The sequence below is a fragment of the Dinghuibacter sp. genome (assembly GCF_035492835.1).
Taxonomy (GTDB): Bacteria; Bacteroidota; Bacteroidia; order Chitinophagales; family Chitinophagaceae; genus Dinghuibacter.
Window position 1 is genome coordinate 1 of the sequence record NZ_DATJIY010000170.1, and the last position, 16,977, is coordinate 16,977.

The 16,977-nt window shown below is 60.3% G+C and carries 16 protein-coding genes; 5 read left to right on the forward strand and 11 right to left on the reverse strand.

Features of this window, described 5'->3' with window-relative positions:
* Window positions 1-309: GNAT family N-acetyltransferase (locus VL547_RS15980; protein ID WP_325579607.1), on the forward strand; the 309-nt coding region annotated here is incomplete at its 5' end.
* On the opposite strand, the gene VL547_RS15985 is transcribed toward VL547_RS15980, so the two are convergent.
* Window positions 304-1,155 carry an NAD(P)-dependent oxidoreductase gene (locus VL547_RS15985; RefSeq protein WP_325579609.1) on the reverse strand — a complete coding sequence of 284 codons (852 nt, stop codon included), beginning with the start codon at window positions 1,153-1,155 and terminating at the stop codon, window positions 304-306. The genes VL547_RS15980 and VL547_RS15985 overlap by 6 nt on opposite strands.
* A gap of 72 nt (window positions 1,156-1,227) precedes the next feature.
* Between VL547_RS15985 and VL547_RS15990 the strand changes: the two genes are divergently transcribed.
* From VL547_RS15990 to VL547_RS16000, 3 genes are read left to right on the forward strand one after another with little or no spacing between them, the layout of a single operon-like run.
* Window positions 1,228-2,064: an alpha/beta hydrolase gene (locus VL547_RS15990; RefSeq protein WP_325579611.1), complete on the forward strand. Its 837-nt coding sequence runs from the start codon at window positions 1,228-1,230 to the stop codon at window positions 2,062-2,064.
* A gap of 2 nt (window positions 2,065-2,066) precedes the next feature.
* Window positions 2,067-3,767 carry an alpha-1,3-galactosidase-related protein gene (locus tag VL547_RS15995; RefSeq protein ID WP_325579613.1) on the forward strand — a complete coding sequence of 567 codons (1,701 nt, stop codon included), beginning with the start codon at window positions 2,067-2,069 and terminating at the stop codon, window positions 3,765-3,767.
* 12 nt (window positions 3,768-3,779) lie between these two features.
* Window positions 3,780-6,221, forward strand: coding sequence for a glycoside hydrolase family 95 protein (locus VL547_RS16000; protein WP_325579615.1), 2,442 nt, complete (start codon window positions 3,780-3,782; stop codon window positions 6,219-6,221).
* A gap of 83 nt (window positions 6,222-6,304) precedes the next feature.
* On the opposite strand, the gene VL547_RS16005 is transcribed toward VL547_RS16000, so the two are convergent.
* From VL547_RS16005 to VL547_RS16050, 10 genes are all read right to left on the reverse strand, one after another.
* Entirely contained in the window at window positions 6,305-6,874 is a 570-nt protein-coding gene (locus tag VL547_RS16005) for a Crp/Fnr family transcriptional regulator (protein WP_325579617.1), read from the reverse strand.
* On the reverse strand, window positions 6,832-7,257 hold the full coding sequence (locus VL547_RS16010; protein ID WP_325579621.1) for a DUF4267 domain-containing protein: 426 nt from the start codon (window positions 7,255-7,257) through the stop codon (window positions 6,832-6,834). Before VL547_RS16010 ends, VL547_RS16005 begins: the two co-directional genes overlap by 43 nt.
* Before the next feature lie 92 nt (window positions 7,258-7,349).
* On the reverse strand, window positions 7,350-9,077 hold the full coding sequence (locus tag VL547_RS16015; protein WP_325579624.1) for a mucoidy inhibitor MuiA family protein: 1,728 nt from the start codon (window positions 9,075-9,077) through the stop codon (window positions 7,350-7,352).
* Between the two features lie 38 nt (window positions 9,078-9,115).
* On the reverse strand, window positions 9,116-9,928 hold the full coding sequence (locus VL547_RS16020; RefSeq protein WP_325579626.1) for an SDR family NAD(P)-dependent oxidoreductase: 813 nt from the start codon (window positions 9,926-9,928) through the stop codon (window positions 9,116-9,118).
* Window positions 9,925-10,434, reverse strand: coding sequence for an NADPH-dependent FMN reductase (locus VL547_RS16025; RefSeq protein WP_325579628.1), 510 nt, complete (start codon window positions 10,432-10,434; stop codon window positions 9,925-9,927). The genes VL547_RS16020 and VL547_RS16025 overlap by 4 nt, the downstream gene beginning before the upstream one ends.
* Window positions 10,431-11,315 carry a sugar phosphate isomerase/epimerase family protein gene (locus tag VL547_RS16030; RefSeq protein ID WP_325579631.1) on the reverse strand — a complete coding sequence of 295 codons (885 nt, stop codon included), beginning with the start codon at window positions 11,313-11,315 and terminating at the stop codon, window positions 10,431-10,433. The genes VL547_RS16025 and VL547_RS16030 overlap by 4 nt, the downstream gene beginning before the upstream one ends.
* The gene (locus VL547_RS16035) at window positions 11,312-12,088 is read right to left on the reverse strand and encodes a nuclear transport factor 2 family protein (protein ID WP_325579633.1); all 777 of its coding nucleotides are present in this window, start codon (window positions 12,086-12,088) and stop codon (window positions 11,312-11,314) included. The genes VL547_RS16030 and VL547_RS16035 overlap by 4 nt, the downstream gene beginning before the upstream one ends.
* A 90-nt stretch (window positions 12,089-12,178) precedes the next feature.
* Entirely contained in the window at window positions 12,179-12,826 is a 648-nt protein-coding gene (locus VL547_RS16040) for a response regulator transcription factor (RefSeq protein WP_325579635.1), read from the reverse strand.
* Between the two features lie 10 nt (window positions 12,827-12,836).
* Window positions 12,837-14,630: a tetratricopeptide repeat-containing sensor histidine kinase gene (locus VL547_RS16045; protein WP_325579637.1), complete on the reverse strand. Its 1,794-nt coding sequence runs from the start codon at window positions 14,628-14,630 to the stop codon at window positions 12,837-12,839.
* A 14-nt stretch (window positions 14,631-14,644) separates the two neighbouring features.
* Entirely contained in the window at window positions 14,645-15,400 is a 756-nt protein-coding gene (locus VL547_RS16050; RefSeq protein WP_325579639.1) for a hypothetical protein, read from the reverse strand.
* 266 nt (window positions 15,401-15,666) lie between these two features.
* Here VL547_RS16050 and VL547_RS16055 point away from each other — a divergent pair, with 266 nt between their 5' ends.
* Complete coding sequence (locus VL547_RS16055) at window positions 15,667-16,860, forward strand: family 16 glycosylhydrolase (RefSeq protein WP_325579641.1); 1,194 nt, start codon at window positions 15,667-15,669, stop codon at window positions 16,858-16,860.
* The last annotated feature ends 117 nt before the right edge of the window (window positions 16,861-16,977 follow it).

The window sequence follows — 16,977 nt, forward strand, 5'->3', positions numbered from 1 at the left end:
GGATTCGGAGCCTATGTCGTTACCCTGAGAGAAAACAAAACCCCCATTGGCGTCTGCGGTTTCTTTACGCGCACCTACCTGGACACCCCCGACCTCGGCTACGCCCTGCTCCCCGCCTACGAAGGCCACGGCTACGCCCGCGAAGCCGCCGCCGCCGTCCTCGCTTACACCGGCCGCACCGACGTCCTGGCTATCGTCTCCGAAGCCAACGACCGTTCTATCCGTTTATTGGAAACACTGGGCTTCACCTACCGGGAACGCGTCCAACCGCCCGGCGAAGACCGCGAAGTCCTGGTGTACAAGCTATGACACGCTATCTTTGGCGATCACCGTCCAGTCGTCCCCCCCATGCCCCGCCGCAATCCAGCGGTCCATGAGCGAAGCAACAGCGGGTATGACCGTCAGGTCGACGCCGCCCTGGCGCGCCGCTTCCAGGAATAGGCCGGTATCCTTACGAGCCATCGAAAGCATCCAGGAAGGCTGGCTATAGTCGCCCGACGTCATCCGCTTCAGCCGGTTGGGCAACATGGCCGCGGGGTTCCAGGTGTCGAACAGCATCGACAGGTCGCTCACGGGCACGTGCAGCGCCTTGGCGAGCCCCAGGGTATCGGCTATACCCGCGGTAAAACACACCAGGAAATTATTGCCCAGCAGTTTCATGGCCGCCGCGCGCCCGGTCTCGGGGCCGAAATTGAGCACCTTGCCGGTCATTTGGGCAAGTGCGGGCTCCACCCGGGCGATGACCTGCTGGTCGCCAGAAACGAGCATGGCGCCGGTGCTCTCCAGGGCATTTTGCGGCCCCATGAAAACAGGCGCGTGCACATACGTGAACCCGCGTTCCTTCCACGCGCGCGTCCGTTCGATGGCGCCGGGAACGGAGGTCGTCGTGTGGTCGATAATCGTCGCACCCGGCAGGAGACCGGGCGCGGCCGCGGCCAGCACCTCGTCGACGGTGGAGTCGTCTTTCAGGGTCAGGTGCACGGTATCCGCGCCCCTAACGGCATCGGCTACGTCTGCCAGGGCCTTGGCGCCCACCGCTTCCAGCGCCAAAGCCTTGGAGTAGGTCCGGTTCCAGACGCGGACCGACGCGCCCTTCTTGAGGAGCGCACGGGTAAAGTTTTCACCCAAAAGACCCATACCGAGAAACGCGATCATGATTTCATTTTTCTTAAAGGTAGTTTTTATTTAATTTTCGCCGGCAACGCCAGAACTCATCAACCTTTCCATATGCGTCACACCGTCACGTTTGCTTGCGCGCTCCTCCTGCTATCCGCCTGCGGCGGCTCTTCCAACAAATCCGTGGATGACCAGGGCGTCAACATCGCCTATACCGACAGCGGCAAGGGCGATACCACGCTCCTGTTCGTACATGGTTGGGACCTCAACAAGGGCTACTGGTCCAACCAGGAGGCCTATTTCGACAAGGCCTACCGCGTCGTCGCGATCGACCTGCCCGGCTTTGGCGAATCGGGAACCAACCGTACCGATTGGGGCACCGACGACTATGCGCGGGATATCGACAGCGTCATATCCCAGCTGAACCTCCAGCACGTCGTGCTCGTCGGCCACTCCATGTCCGGCGATATCGTGCTCGACGCCGCCCTCCACGCCCGCGACCGGGTCATCGCCGTCGTAGGGGTGGACAATTTCAAAAGCATCCCGCCCGAAACCCCCGAGGCCAAGGCCGACGACGCGCGCACCTTCGTAGTCATGAAACAAGGCTATAAAAAAGCCGTCGAGCAGTTTTTCCTCGGCGACCTCTTTTACCATACCCCCGACTCCATCCAACGCCGCATCCTGCTGGACGCGGTCAACGCCGACTCCGCCATCGCGATCAAGAGCCTCGAGTCGCAACACTACGACGAAACCCCCGCCCTCCAATCCTGGGGCAAGCCGATATACCTGATCAACAGCGACTATCGTCCCACCGACACCGCGGCCTTTACCAAGGCAAACATACCCTACCAGATCACCTACATCAAGGATGTGGGTCACTTCCCCATGGTAGAGAAACCCGCCGACTTTAACGCCGCCCTCGAAGGATACCTGGCTAAACTCCACTAAGGATGCTCCGTACCCTATTAGCGCTCCTCCTGCTGGCCATTACATCGTACGCTCGCGCGCAACGCGTGCTCGTCACCACGTACGGCGCCCGTCCCGACAGCCATAAGGACGCCACCGCCGCCGTCCGCCGCGCGTTAAACGCCTTAGCCGATGGCGCCGCCCTCGTTTTCCCCAAAGGCCGCTACGACTTCTGGCCCGACAGCGCCAGCAAAAGGGACTGGTATATATCCAACACCTCTTCGGCCGAAGAGTGCCCGTCCAAAATAAAGACCATCGGCATCCTGCTGGAGAACAAACAACGTGTCACCATCGACGGGAACGGCTCGACCTTTATCTTCCATGGAAAAATGACCCCGTGGGCGCTGGAACAGTGCGCGCATGTCCACCTGCGGCACTTCACGGTCGACTTCGAACGCCCGACCATGTCCGAGATGCGTTTCCTGGCGGTGACCCCCGATTCGATCGTGGCGCGCATCCATCCCGATTCGAAATACCGTATCGGCGGCGGCCGCCTGGAATGGATAGGGGAGGGCTGGAAGCCAAAACAGTTCTTCGCCATCCTCGTTGACCCGGCTGCCGGCAGGTACACCTATAGCTCCTGGGACCCCTTTATCCATGCGACGGCCAGGCAGATCGCCCCCCAAACCGTCGTGTTTCGGGGCAACTTCAAAAATCAGGAATACCGGCCCGGCACGGTCCTCACCGTGCGGGACCCCATCCGCGACCAGGTGGGCGCGTTGATCGACCGGTCCGCCGACGTGACGCTGACCGGCATACACATGCAGTACATGCACGGCCTGGGTATCGTGGCGCAAACCTCCGAAAACCTGACATACGACAGCGTATATGTGGAGCCCGGCAACGACGGCCGTGTCATCGCCTCTTTTGCGGACGCGATGCACTTTTCCGGCTGTAAAGGCCAGATAACCATCACCCACTGCCGTTTCCGCGGGATGCACGACGACCCCGTGAACGTCCACGGCACGCACCTCCGCGTCACCCGGGTCGACGGCGACAAGCTCACCGTCCGCTTCATGCATCCCCAGACCTACGGTTTCCAGCAATATCACCCCGGGGACTCCGTGGCCTTTGTACACGCGACCTCCCTGCAGCTATTCGGCTACGCCCGCGTCCGCAGCGCGCGGTTAATATCGCCCACCGACATCGAGGTCGTCCTCGATCGCGCCGCCGCCGCGCCAGCCGCTACGCTCCTTAAACCCGGCGACGTCCTCGAAAACCTCACCTGGACCCCGTCCCTGACGGTAACCGACTGCCGCTTCGAAGGCACCAACACCCGGGGCTTGCTCGTCACCACGCGGCGCCCGGTCCGGATCGAGCACAATGTCTTTTACCGGACGGGGATGGAAGCGATCCTCATCGCCGATGACGCCTCCAGCTGGTATGAATCCGGGGAGGTGACCGACGTCCTGATCCGCGACAACCGCTTCGAGGAATGCGGCTACAACGGCGGCCGAAGCGCGATCGCCATCCGGCCCGAGGACCACGAGCCCGCGCCGGGCTACACCGTCCACCGGAACGTCCGCATCGAGGACAATACCTTTTCCGTCGTCGCCTACCCGGTGATCTCGGCCCGCAGCACCGCGGCGCTCGTCATCCGCGACAACCTCATCCGGCCTTCTTCGGCTGCGCAGCCGTTTGCGCTGGATAATTGCCCGGACGCCCGGGTGGAAGGAAATCATTAATTTAGGCATCTTATGCTCCAAAGGATCACTGTGCTTTTGCTGGCGCTCGGCGCCGCCCGCTACGCCTCGGCCCAGGCCGATGTCACCCTTCGCTTCACTACCCCCGCCACCCACTTCACCGAGTCCGCCCCCCTGGGCAATGGCCGGCTGGGCGCGATGGTCTTTGGCAATCCCGCCCGGGAGCGGATCGCGCTCAATGAGATATCCCTTTGGTCGGGGGGCGTACAAGACGGTAACCGGAAGGATGCCTACCAATACCTGGATACCATCCGCGCCTTGTTGCTCAAGGGCAACAACATCGCCGCCCAGCGCATCCTCCAGGCACACTTCACCTGCGCCGGCGCTGGATCGGGCAGGGGACAAGGCGCCCACGATAAATATGGCTCGTATCAAACGCTCGGTGACCTGTGGATACAATGGGCAGATACCAGCGGCACCGTCACCGCGTACGACCGCCGTCTCCACCTCGACAGCGCCCTCAGCCGGACCCGATGGACGAGGAACGGCGTCACCTATACCGAAGAAGTCATCGTCTCGGCGCCCGCCCAGGCCATCCTGGTGCGCCTCACGGCCTCCCGCCCCGGCGCCCTGAACTTCGAGGCGGGACTGACGCGCAAAGAGCGCGCCGCATTCCGCTTTGACGGACCTTCGCGCCAGCTCATGACCGGCACGCTCGATGGCGGCTACGGCGCCGGCGGCCTCCGCTATGCGGCCGTATTATACGCTACGCAAAACAACGGCCACCTCGCCAACACCCCCACGGCCCTCCATATCGCCGGCGCCACCCAGTGCGTACTCGTCATCACCGCCGGCACCGACATGAACTGGCCCAACGTAACCCACCGCGGCCCCGACCCGCTCCCCAAAGCGCTCCGCCAAACCGAGGTCCAGCCGTGGCCCTCCGTCCTCCGCGCCCACGTCGCCGACTACCAATCCTATTTCAACCGCTGCCGCCTCCACCTCGGCGATACTTGGACCGCCACCGCGCCCCTCAGCGCCACCGCCGCTGGTCCCGAGTCCGTCATGCCAACCGCCGACCGCCTCCGGCAGCTCCAGGCCGGCGCCGACGACCCCGCGCTCATCACCCTCTACTTCAATTTCGGCCGCTACCTGCTGATCTCCTCCTCCCGCCCCGGTGGCATGCCCGCCAACCTGCAAGGCCTTTGGGCCGTGGAATACCAAGCGCCCTGGAACGGCGACTACCACCTCAACATCAACCTCCAGATGAACTACTGGCTGGCGGACCCCACCGGCCTCTCCGATTGCGCCGAGCCGTTGTTCCGTTTCCTGGAACAAATCGCCAACAGCGGCCGTGAGACAGCCTGGGATTATTACCGCGCCCGAGGCTGGGTCGCCCACGTTATTTCGAATCCCTGGGGCTTCACGGCCCCCGGTGAAGGCGCCGAATGGGGCTCTACCCTGACCTGCGGCGCCTGGCTGGCCACAGCGATCCTTTTGCACTATGATTATAAACCCGACACGGCTTTCCTGAGGAAAAACTACCCGGTCCTTAAAGGAGCATCCCGCTTCTTCACCGACATCCTTATCCGCGAGCCTAAGCACAACTGGCTCGTGACCGCACCCTCCAACTCCCCGGAGAACGCTTATGTACTCCCGGACGGCCAACAAGGCAGCACCTGTATGGGACCGACCATCGACATGCAGATCGGACGGCAGTTGTTGCTCGGGACCGCCGGCGCGGCGGATATCCTGCACGTAGACAGGGAATGGGCCGACAGTCTGCGTACGATCGCGGGCCAGCTCGCGCCGGAACAGGTCCGGCCCAGCACCGGTGGCATACAAGAATGGCTGGAGGACTACAAAGAGGCGGAGCCGCAGCACCGGCACGTATCGCCTCTATACGGACTTCACCCCTACGACGAAATCACGCCCTGGGCTACACCGGAATTGGCCGATGCCGCCAGGAAGACGCTTGAGCGCAGGGGCGACGGGGGTACCGGTTGGAGCCGGGCCTGGAAGATGGCCTTTTGGGCGCGACTGGGCGATGGCGATCACGCCTACAAAATGCTAAGGGCGTTGCTCGAGCCCGCCGGGGCCCCCGATGGCGACGGCGCGGGAACCTATCCCAACCTTTTCGACGCCTGCCCGCCCTTCCAGATAGACGGGAATTTCGGCGCCCCGGACGCGATCTCCGAGTTCTTCGTCCAAAGCCAGGGCCCCGGCCAGGTCATCCGATTGCTACCAGCCCTGCCATCGGCTGCCGCCTTCCGCAACGGCCGTTTCAAAGGCGTCGTAGCCCGCAACGGCTTCGTGCTCGACCTGTCCTGGCGCGATGGCCGCCTGTCGCGTCTCCGCGTCCGCTCCGGCTATGGCAAGGTTTGCCGCATCGCCTCCGACCACGCCCTCCACGTCACGGGCGCGCGCCCGACCTTCGACGGTCACACGGTAACCTTCGCCACCACCGCCGGAAAAACATACGACGTCGTCCCGTAATCACGCGCCCCACACAAGCCTACGCCACCGGCCCACGCCCACTCGGCGGCCCACGGCCCACGCGGCGCCCCACGCCCCGCGCCTTACCGCGCGATGCGCTTCCTGATGCGCGACAGCGACTGCGGTTTTATCCCCACATACGATGCTATGTAATACTGTGGCAACCGCTGCACCAACCCGGGATAGGCGGCCACGAACTGCTGATACCGCGCCGTCGGAGAATCGGTGTAAAACGATCGCAGCTGCTCGATACTGGAAAGGTAGACCTGCTCGATCGCCAACCGCCCAAACCTTTCACCGCCTCTCACCTGCGTATAGAGGTTTTGCAGGTCGTCATAGCCAATAACCTCCAGTTCTGTATCCTCCACCGCCTGGATGGACACATTAGACGGCGCGGCCGGAACGAAACTTTGAAAATTGGAAATAAATTCGCCCTCCTGGTTGAAACCGATCGTTTTTTCCTGCCCCTCTACATTCATGTAATAACGCGCCAGCCCGGAGGAAATAAAAGCGACGTGCCGGCAAATCTTCCCTTCTTCCAGGAAGTGCTCCCCGGCAGCCATCCGCCGGGAATTAAAAAGCTCAGCGACGATCGCTTCCTCTGAAACACTCAGAGGGATGAAATGTTTGATGGCCCGAAGGAGTGCTTCCATGTGGGCAAAAGTACGCCCAGGCTGATAAAAACCATACCCAGGGCCGTACCCCAGTGTATGGAAAGGTGGGCGATGTCGTGCCACCCATTTGCATGGAGCACCACGAGGCCATCGGTAAGGGGTATGATGATGGCCGAGGCATACACCCAGCCGGCCGCCCGCCGGAGCCTGAGCGCCGCCAGCACCAGTATGCCCACCCCGGTATAGATGTCCCGGATGCCTTTGATGCGTCCATAGGCGGTTTCAGCCAGGTCTATCCCAAAACCATGGGCCCCCCCGGTTGGATCCACGATAAAACGGGCCCCGATAAAAATAATCCCCAGCGATGTGAGGACGACCAGCCAATACGAAGGGGAACGAAAGCCCCAGGAAGTTGAAGTCATATAGCCATTTTTTAATCCCACAAAGCTGACCCCAACTCCCGAGGCTTTCGTTCACCCGGGTTAACTTCTCCGATGCACGAGGCGCGCGACGCTCAGTACTGCACATTCTCCCCTTTCGGGTACCGCACCGTATACCCAAACCTTACCTTGCTACTCTCCCCCGCCTTTATCGTCAAAGCCCACCGCAGCTCACCCCTATCCGCGTCGACGAGCGCATTCCCCGGGTCGTTGAGCGTCACCTCCACGTCCTTGTTGGTGGACACCGGGAACTGGTCGAGCAGCGACAGCTGAACGGGCTCGTTCTTGTTGTTACGGGCGCTGATCTCGTACACGTACTTCTGGTAACGGTTCGCGTTCAGGAATTTGTCCGAGTTGAAGTCGGTGATCTTTTTGCGCTGGAGCGTGATCCGCTTGTCGCGCCCTATCGTCAGGTGGAGCGTATCGTCGATCGACGCGGGGTCGATCCCGGTGACCCCCTGGTAGGTACCGTCCAGGATGATATTGGCCTGACCGGGCAACAGGTTGAGCCTGCCCCAATCGGGTATGTCGGCCAGCAGGTAAACGTCGTCCGATACCTTTGGCGCCGCCAGATAGGTGAAGTGCGCCTTTACCTTCATTTCCTGGAGGGTAGCCAGCTGTTGCTTACCTGTGGACGGGAGGTCGTACGGGAGGTCGATGTTGTACACCAGGTTGAGCCGCTGCTGGTCGAGCACGACATAATCGGGGAGATGGTTCCGCGTGGGCTCGCCGCCAAAGAAACCCTTTCCGTTCACCCGTATGCGCCGTACCGGCTCACCCTGGGCAAGGACATTTCCGCTGGCATCGACCTGCACCCCCGGCAGCTTCTTGAACGTATCTTCGACAGAAAGACCCGGGGATACCGCCACCTCATCCAGCGCCGGCGCCGGCTGCCGCAACCCGATAAACCACGGATTCATCCCCGGCGCCTCGCTCCAGCTCCCCGGCACGGACGTCGACAGCGACAGCTTCACCTGTTTCCAGTCGAGCCCCGTCGTCTGGCTGATGTTTGCCTTATAAACCACGCGGATCGCGGAGTCCCGGGCGTCCCCGACCTGTAGCTCGTAAGTGGGCGCCCACCCGGCCTGCCGGGTGATATAAGAAAGATTGAAGTCATACGTCCCCGCGGCCTTTACCGACAAATGAAGGACCAGCCGGCCCGAAGCGGTGACCCGTGCGTTGTCCTCCGAAGCGATCTGGCTCTTTACCTGTTCGATACCGGCGGCCAGCTTGTCGAACCGCTTCTTCAGCGCATAGTTCTTGGCGCTCAGGTCCGAAAATTCGGTTCCATAATAGTCCATCAGCTTTTGCAGGTCGGCCACGTTCATACCCGTCTGCGTACCGCGGATTTCCTGGTTCTTTTTCAGGACCTCCATCAACGTTTCGTTGTTGCCGATGGCCAGCTGTACCTTGTCCTGCTCCTCCTGCAACCGCGCCAGCGAGTCTTCCAGCTGCTGCTGGCGCGCCGTTCGCGGCCGCGTGGACAGGTAGTCGTCCACATAGGAAAACCCCAGGAGGGTGACGGCGTCCGGCAAGTGAAGCTGCACGGTATTCTGGTCGATATTGGTCGATACCTTGTCGACACCCAGCTCCACGTTCCCCGCCGGTAGCATGACATTCAGGCTGTGGGTCAGCTCCGCCCCCGACCGGTACACCATCACGGACTGCAATACCGCGCTGGCGCTCAGCGGCTCGGTAGGGTTCCCCGCCCGGGCTCCGGCCCAGACCCCGGCATGGCGTCCCGCCCGGGCTCCCGCATGGAGCATGCATAGGAGTAAAACTCCCCCAATCATCTTTTTCATATGCACCTTTTGGAATTGAGGTGCGGGGAAAGAAGAAATTACATACGGGAACCGGGAAAATTTATTCCGGAGAGCCGCGCGCACTCCGCCAGTAGCCGCTCCTGCGTCTCCACATCCCGCGCGGCGGGGTGGGCCTGCGCCTCGTGCATACGGTAAAAATACCGCCCGCTGACCAGGGCCTCCGGCGAAGATGACAGCCAAACCTGTGTCCGGCTACCCTCTTCCGGTGTCCCCGGCGCTCCGCGCCCGCCCATCCGGGTGGCGACCCATCCGGGGTCGACGGCGTTGGAATAGATCGATGGCCAGCGCCGGGCAACGGCATAGGCTAGGAGCACGTCGTGCAGTTTCGAATCGGCGTAGGCCGAGGAAGCATTCCAGCGACGCTGCTCCCACAACAAATCCGATACGGACGCATCCCCGCCCCGGTGCAAACCGGAGGAGGTATATATAAGCCGCGAGGGCGTGTCTATCAGACAAGTCAATATATAAGGCGCCAGCGTATTGACCGCGAACACCATCGGGATGGCTCCGGCGCCGCGCCCGGAAACCAGGTACACGCCCGCGTTGTGGATCACGGCTGAAAACGGCCCCAGCTCATTTGCCTGTCTCGCCACATCGATCGCTTCCGCCACGGAGGACAAATCACCGTATACCGCGCCCACCGCTGTATGCGCCCCCCCGGCTCCCCGCGCCGCCTCCAGCGCCTCGCGCGCGCGGGAAGGAGACCGCCCATGCACCACGACTTCGTGGCCCAACGCAACGAGCATACGCGCGGCCGCCAATCCGAGCCCGTCCGCCGACCCGGTGATAAACACCCGGCCGTTGAGCGGCCGTCCGGGAGCGCCGCTCATCCCATGAGCCCCTCCAGGGCCCTGACCACCGCCGTGACCTGCGACAGCGTCTTCGCATCCGTAATCGTCCCGGTGGGATCGATCCTGGTTTGCGCGTGCGATATAATCAGCTCCGTCTCCGGTGTCATCCGCGCCTCGATGACTTTTAACGTTTCCATCAACGCCGCGTGTCCCTTGCGTCCGTCGAGCGACGCGGTTACGAGCGCCGTCGGCTTCCCCGAAAACGCGCTCTCCGCCACCGTCCAATCGATGGCGTTCTTGAGCGCGCCAGGCACGCCCATGGCGTATTCCGGCGTACAGATAACGACGCCGTCCGCGGCCGATAGCAACGACAGGAATTTCCGTACCGTCTCAGGCAAATCCAGATCGGGGTTAAAAGCGGGAAGGGCGGCGAGGTCCTCGAAGAGCGTATACGCCCATCGATGACCCAGCCGCCCTATGGCGGTCAGGTAGCGCTTATTGCTGGACTGCGCCCGCGTGCTCCCGCAGATGGCGAGGACGTTCATTTGAGCGCCGCTACCTGGTCGTTGTAGAACTTTACGGTTTGGATCACGTCGGGTACGCTGTTGTCCCAGTTGCTCTCGTGCTCGATCGAGAACATGCCGCTGAAGTGCTGACGCTTCAGCTCCTGGAAGATCGGCGCCCATTTGATGACGCCGGAGCCGACGACGGTGTCCCGTGCCTTTGTATTGTTGAACTCGACGATGTCCTTGAGGTGTACGCCGAAAACGTGTCCATCGAGCTTCTTCAGACAGTCGACGGGGTCGAGACCGTTCCGGGCCCAGTGACCCACGTCCGCGCACGAGCCGATATTGGGGTGACCGGCCACGGCAGCCAGTACGGAGTCGGGGCTCCAGTAGGCGTTGGGGCGGGGATGGTCGTGGATCGCCACCTTGATGCCATAGATACCGGCCAGGCTGTCGATACCGCCCCACTGCGTCTTGATGGGCTCAGCGGTAAAATAGCTCAGGCCGAACTCCTTTCCGAATTCGAAGTATTTCTTCCATTCGTCGAGGTCCTTGGGTACGATCACGCCCATGGCGACGATCTGGATGCCCTTGTCCTGGAGTAATTTTTTGACGGTGGCTTTTTCATCCGCGGTCATGTCGGGCCCGAAGTCGCCCTTCATGCCGCCGCCGAGTTTCTGGTGCGAAAACGCTTCCACGTACTTGACGCCGGCGCTGTCCACCTTGTTGATGGCGGTGACGAAGTCGAACTTCATAAAGGTCCAAAGCTGTACGCCGATCTTCCAATGCTGGGATACATCCCAGCTGGTCGTATCGGATTTGACCGCGGCGGTCGTGTCGGACGCGCCCGAGTTGCCGGACTGGCTGTTACAAGCCGTCAATAGAACAATCGTTAGGAGGGAATAGGTTAATTTTTTCATGGTACAATATACGACAATTCCTCAGCGACATTCCCGTTCTCACGCACCGTGAGCTTGCCTTCGGTAAAGGTGAACGTCAGATCCCGCTCATTCATAAAATAGCGGTCCGCGGTTTCGGGATACAGCGAGAATTGCTTATTGCCCATCGTCAGCACCAGGTGGTCGCTGGCCGCGGCGACTGTCACGTCGTTTTGCGGCCCCTTAAAATGACCCACGTGCGATTTCAACACAGCAGGCGGCACAGCAACGGCTACCCGCTGGTTTACATATTCCGGCGTATGGTGATTATAGCTCAGCACCCGCGCCATCTTCCACGCGCCATCCTGTAACAGCCACAGGTGCGTAAACCGCGCCTCGCCGTCGAGGAATTCCGATTGCCCCGCCCGTTTGATATAAAAAAGATGATCCCCTTCGATGACCGCGCCGTAGACGAGCCCGCCGCGGCGCATCGTATACACATGAACGGTATTCGGCACGGCGACCCTCCGCAACCGGTAGTTGGCCGTGTCCCGGCACATGCCTCCCCGGAGCGTTCTGAACAGGGAATCCACGCCGACGGTGATGCCCCCCTTGTCATGGTAGAATTCGATGTCCCTGGTGAAATAGTTTTCCATGAGGGGGATATCGCAGGTATTGTACCCCGTCCAAAAGAGGCTGTCTGCCCGCAGGATGATTGCAGCGACCTCATTGTCAGTTTGCTGTGCGGAAGCCGGCGTTGCAGCAGCAAAAAACACCACCGCCAGTCCCAGGATAGTAAGGAAATTGTTTTTCATGAATTAAACATAGTACTATTTTAAGCATAGTACTAAGTAATATTCATAAGAACGGCTCCTATTCGATTTGAACGGCCATAACCTGATGTCTTACTTCAAAAGTCCGCTGCTGAAGGCATACCGCAGCAGCCCGGCGAGGTTGCTCGCACCGGTCTTCTGCATCATATTTTTCCGGTGGGTTTCCACGGTGCGAAAACTGATGTGCAGGGTGTCCGCGATTTTGTCGTTGGTAAATTCCAGTGCCAGCAGCTCCAGCACTTCCTTCTCCCGTTGCGTCAGGGAAATGCCGGGCGGGGTGGCCTCCGCTTTCGCATAATCCAGGGCAATCGACGCCTGGACTTCATCGCTGAAATAGTAGCCCCCGGCGGCAACCCGGGTGATGGCGTACATCAGTTCCTGCCTGGTAGCGTTCTTTAGCAGGTAACCCGCCACGCCCAGTTGCAGCAGCTGGGAAATGATCTCTCTTTCGCCATACGTCGTTAGTATGATGACCCGGCACGCCAGCCGCTCGTCGCGGATCACCTTCATGGTCTCGATACCGTCCATGCCCGGCATGTTGATATCCAGCAGGCAAATATCGACCGTTTGCGTCCGGACACATTCCAATGCCTCTTTGCCATTACCGGCGGTTGCGGAAATATGGAAGGAGGTTTCTGTGGACAGGAGGGCCACTAGACCATCCAGGACGATTTTGTGATCGTCGGCGACCAGGAGCCGAATGGGTGGAGTGGTATTCATGTGGATTTTTTTAGGGACACGGCACGTCTATCAGAACGGTCGTACCTGTCCCGCGTTTGGCGTCTATGTCGATGGTCCCTTTGAGATAGTTGATCCGGGATATGATATTGCTCATGCCCATCCCCCTGGGCGGTCCCGCCGGTGGCAGCTCGAGCCCGATGCCGTTGTCCTCCACGACGATATTGACGTAGGTGGGATGCCGTATGAGCTGGATGGTGAGCCGGGTGGCTTTCGCATGCCGGATAACGTTGTTGATCAACTCCAGTAAAATACGGTAAAGGCTGATCTCGAGCGCTTCGGGCAGCCGTTGGTCCAAACCGTGGACGTTATAGGTGATCGCCAGTCCCGGAGAGGCGCCGAGGGTATCCAGGAACCCCTTTACCGCGGCCGGCAGCCCGATTTTGGAAAGGCCCGCGGGCATGATGTTACGGGCTATGTTGCGGAGCTCCGTTGAGGCCTGGTCGAGTAGCTTGATACCGGTCTGATAGGCGAGGGTCTGTTCCCGGGAAAGGAATTGAGGGTCTGCTTCAAGACGGGAAAGGTTGAGCTTGACCGCCGACAGCATGGAGCCCAGGGTGTCGTGGATGTCCTGCGCGATGCGTTTTCGCTCCCCGTCCTGCGCCTCGATGACCGCACCCAGGAGGTCGCCCCGCTGACGGTTCAACCGGCGCTCGTAATCCGCACGTTGTTTCAAACGCCGTCGGTTGTACAGCAGGAGGATAATGGCAACGAGCGGCAGGCTCGATAACAGGAAGACGTTCCGTTCCGTCTTTTGCCGGTCGAGCTGTTCCCGTTGCAGTCCGATTTCTCTATCCTTCTTGTCCACCGCGTATCGCTCGTGGATCTCCGCGATTTGGCCGCGCGAGACTTCACTGCTGAGCGAGTCCCGCAGCGCGGAAAAGCGGGCGAGATAGGTAAATGCGCTGTCGTACCGGCGCTCGCGCGCAAAGATACCGGCCAGGCCCTGCCAGGCCGCCAGGACGTCTTCCCGGTGTTGGATCGACTCCGAGAGGATCAGCCCTTTCCGGGTCATCGCCTCTGCCTTCGCGTAGTCGCCAAGTCCTTGATGGATTTCGCCGATTTTGATGTAGTACCCGGCTTTGTCGTATTCGTTATAGCAGGGACGGCCTGCCTCCACGTAAGGGAGCGCGGCCTCCGCATACGACAGGGCCCTCGGATAGTCGCCCAGGCCGGTATAAGCCTGGCTTATCCTGAATGCCGTATAGACGAGCCGGTCGGTATCTCCAATCTGATAATACAGCGCATGGGCTTTGGAAAAGGAACCGAGAGCCTCCCGAAACCGTCCGCCCGCCAGTTGCAGCCCGCCTATGTCGTCGTTGGCATCCGCGATGAAGCGGCTGTTCCGTACCTTTTCCGATTGACGGAGGTACAAATTGTAATAATACGCGGACTGGCTCGTGTCCCCCGTTTTCTCGTAAATGCATCCGAGGATATTCCAGTAACGCGCCACCTGGAAGGAATCGGCTTTTTGCTCCACCAGGGCCAACCCTTCCAGCGTGACCTTCATGGCGCCGGGATAATCGCCGGTATAGAAATAAAGGTTAAGGATGGTATTATAATCGTCGATCGTTTGCCGGTACCGGTCATGCGCCTTGTCCAGGTCGAGCATTTTTTGGTAATAGGCTAAGGCCGAAGGGTAGTCGCGGCGGGTGATCTGCATGAACATCCCCAACCGGACATAACGGGCTCTCAGACTATCGACCGGGACTTCTCCCTGAGAGAAGACCGGGGGCGTCCAAAACGCCAGACAGAGGTATACGATGAACCTGTAATAACCGTGCATCGACGATTAAAATACTAAAAAATGCGGGTCAGGGATATGGTATGTGTACAACTGTTACTGGTTACCGTACCCGACATGGTGGCGCCGTCGGCGGATAGGGTGAGGGTGCCCTCATCCGTATTTCCACTGTTGCTGGTGGCGACTACCTGTGCCGTATTCCCGTTGAGCGTGACCGGGCCGCTTCCGAATTCCCCGGTGTCGCCCAAATAGGCCCAGGCACCCGTGGTACTATTGATCCACAGATTGACGATCCCGTTCGAGCAATTGCTGGTCTCGCCCCCGGGGACAGTGCCCGTTCCCTGGAATACTGTCAAAAGACCGGCACTGGTTTCTTTTCCGATACTGGCGTAGACCGGCCCTTGATGGCTGGGCACATAAACCGAGTCGATGGAAGGATTGCTCCCGTCGGCGTTCACCGAGAACCAAAAGACAGAGCCGTCGGACCCGGTAAAGACGGCCTTGACAATGGCCTGTCCGCTCGTCCAATTACTGAGCGAGGTTGTGAACAGGCTGTCGATATTCCCCTGGGGTGTGGTCCATTGATAGATAAGGAAGGGCCTGGCGACCTGGAGATTGACTTCGAAATAGCCGCTGGACCCCGTCAGGCTGCCTTTATAGACACCGCCGCTTTGATGATCGTAGGAAGCGGCCGCCGCAGGTTGGGTAGATAGGCCTGAATTGCCGTTGGTCTTGGAGGAAGAACTTTTCTGGCAGCTGATAGCCCCCCAGAGGGCTATCGCCAGGCAGAACGGCCGGATCGCTGATTTCATAGTTGGAGAGGTATTTGATTAATGGCCAAAATTAAATGGGGTCCATGGCGCTGGCAATACCGGGTTGACGGTATTTATGTATACCGGGAAGTTGGTATGCGGTTAAACCTATTAGGGTTAAAGGACTGATTGTCAAGATAAGTTGGGCTGGTTGTAGGGGCGATGACGTACCCGAAAACTTATCTTGTATAGGTTTTGACGTACCCGTTTATTTGGATAACGAACGAACCGGGGCAATTTTAGCGGCCAACCAAATTGTTCGCTATATGACAAGGAAAATCTACTATGGGCTACCCCTGGTGGCCTTAATGGCTGTGTCTTGCGCCAAAAACCTGAACAAGCCGGCCGCGACAAGCCCCACCACTCCCCGCGCCGCCACCACCTGGCAATTGGTCTGGTCCGATGAATTCAACGGGTCCAGCCTCAACACCGCCAATTGGAACATCGAGACCGGCAACCCCGGCGTCAACGACGAAGAAGAGTACTACCAGGCCGCCAACATCTCGGTGACGGGCGGGAACCTGGTCATCACCGCGCAACAGCAAAGCGTGGGCGGCCAGCCCTACACCTCCGCCCGGATCAATACCAGCGGGAAGGTATCCGTACAATACGGCCGGATAGAGGCCAGCATCAAGCTGCCGTCGGGTCAGGGCCTCTGGCCGGCCTTCTGGATGCTCGGCACCAACATCGGGTCGGTGGGCTGGCCCCAGTGCGGCGAGACCGACATCATGGAGCACGTCAACACCACCTCCACCATCTATGGAACCATCCACTGGTACGACAACGGCGCCACCCAATACGGCGGCACCACGACGACGTCCTTTACGGGCTATCACCTCTACGCGGTCGAGTGGAACGCCCAGGGGATCAGCTGGTACGTCGACAATACCCTGTATGCCCAGGCCAACATCACCAACAACATCAATAACACCGGCGCCTTCCAGAACCCCTTCTTCATCATCCTCAACATGGCCGTCGGCGGGGATTTCCCCGGTCTGACGGTGGACAACAGCGCCCTCCCCGCCCAAATGCTGGTGGACTATGTCCGCGTATATAAAGCGGTCTCCGGCGGCGGCGCCCCGATCGGCCAATCCATCACCCTGAAAGGCAACAACGGCGACTACGTCTCTTCCGAGAACGGGACGCAGGCGATGACCTGTAACCGCACCACCGCCCAGGCCTGGGAGCACTTCACCGTCGTCGACGCCGGAAACGGCCTGGTTGCCCTCCAGGGCAGCAACGGCGACTACGTCTCCTCGGAGAACGGTGTCAATCCCATCACCTGCAACCGGGTAACCTACAGCACCTGGGAAGAGTTCAACTGGATAACCAACGCCGACGGCAGCATCTCCCTCCAGGGCAACAACGGCGACTTCGTCTCTTCGGAGAACGGCGTCAACCCCATGACCTGCAACCGCAGCACGGCCCAGGCCTGGGAAGACTTCCTCGTGAATCAATAACCCCGCCCCGCCCGCCCCCGTCCCGGCCTGGCATATCGCACCTAACAGCCTGCCATAACCGAGGCCCAGCGTGCTAAAAGAGGGCCGTGCTGCCCCTTTTTCCCTCGCTTTGCGGTG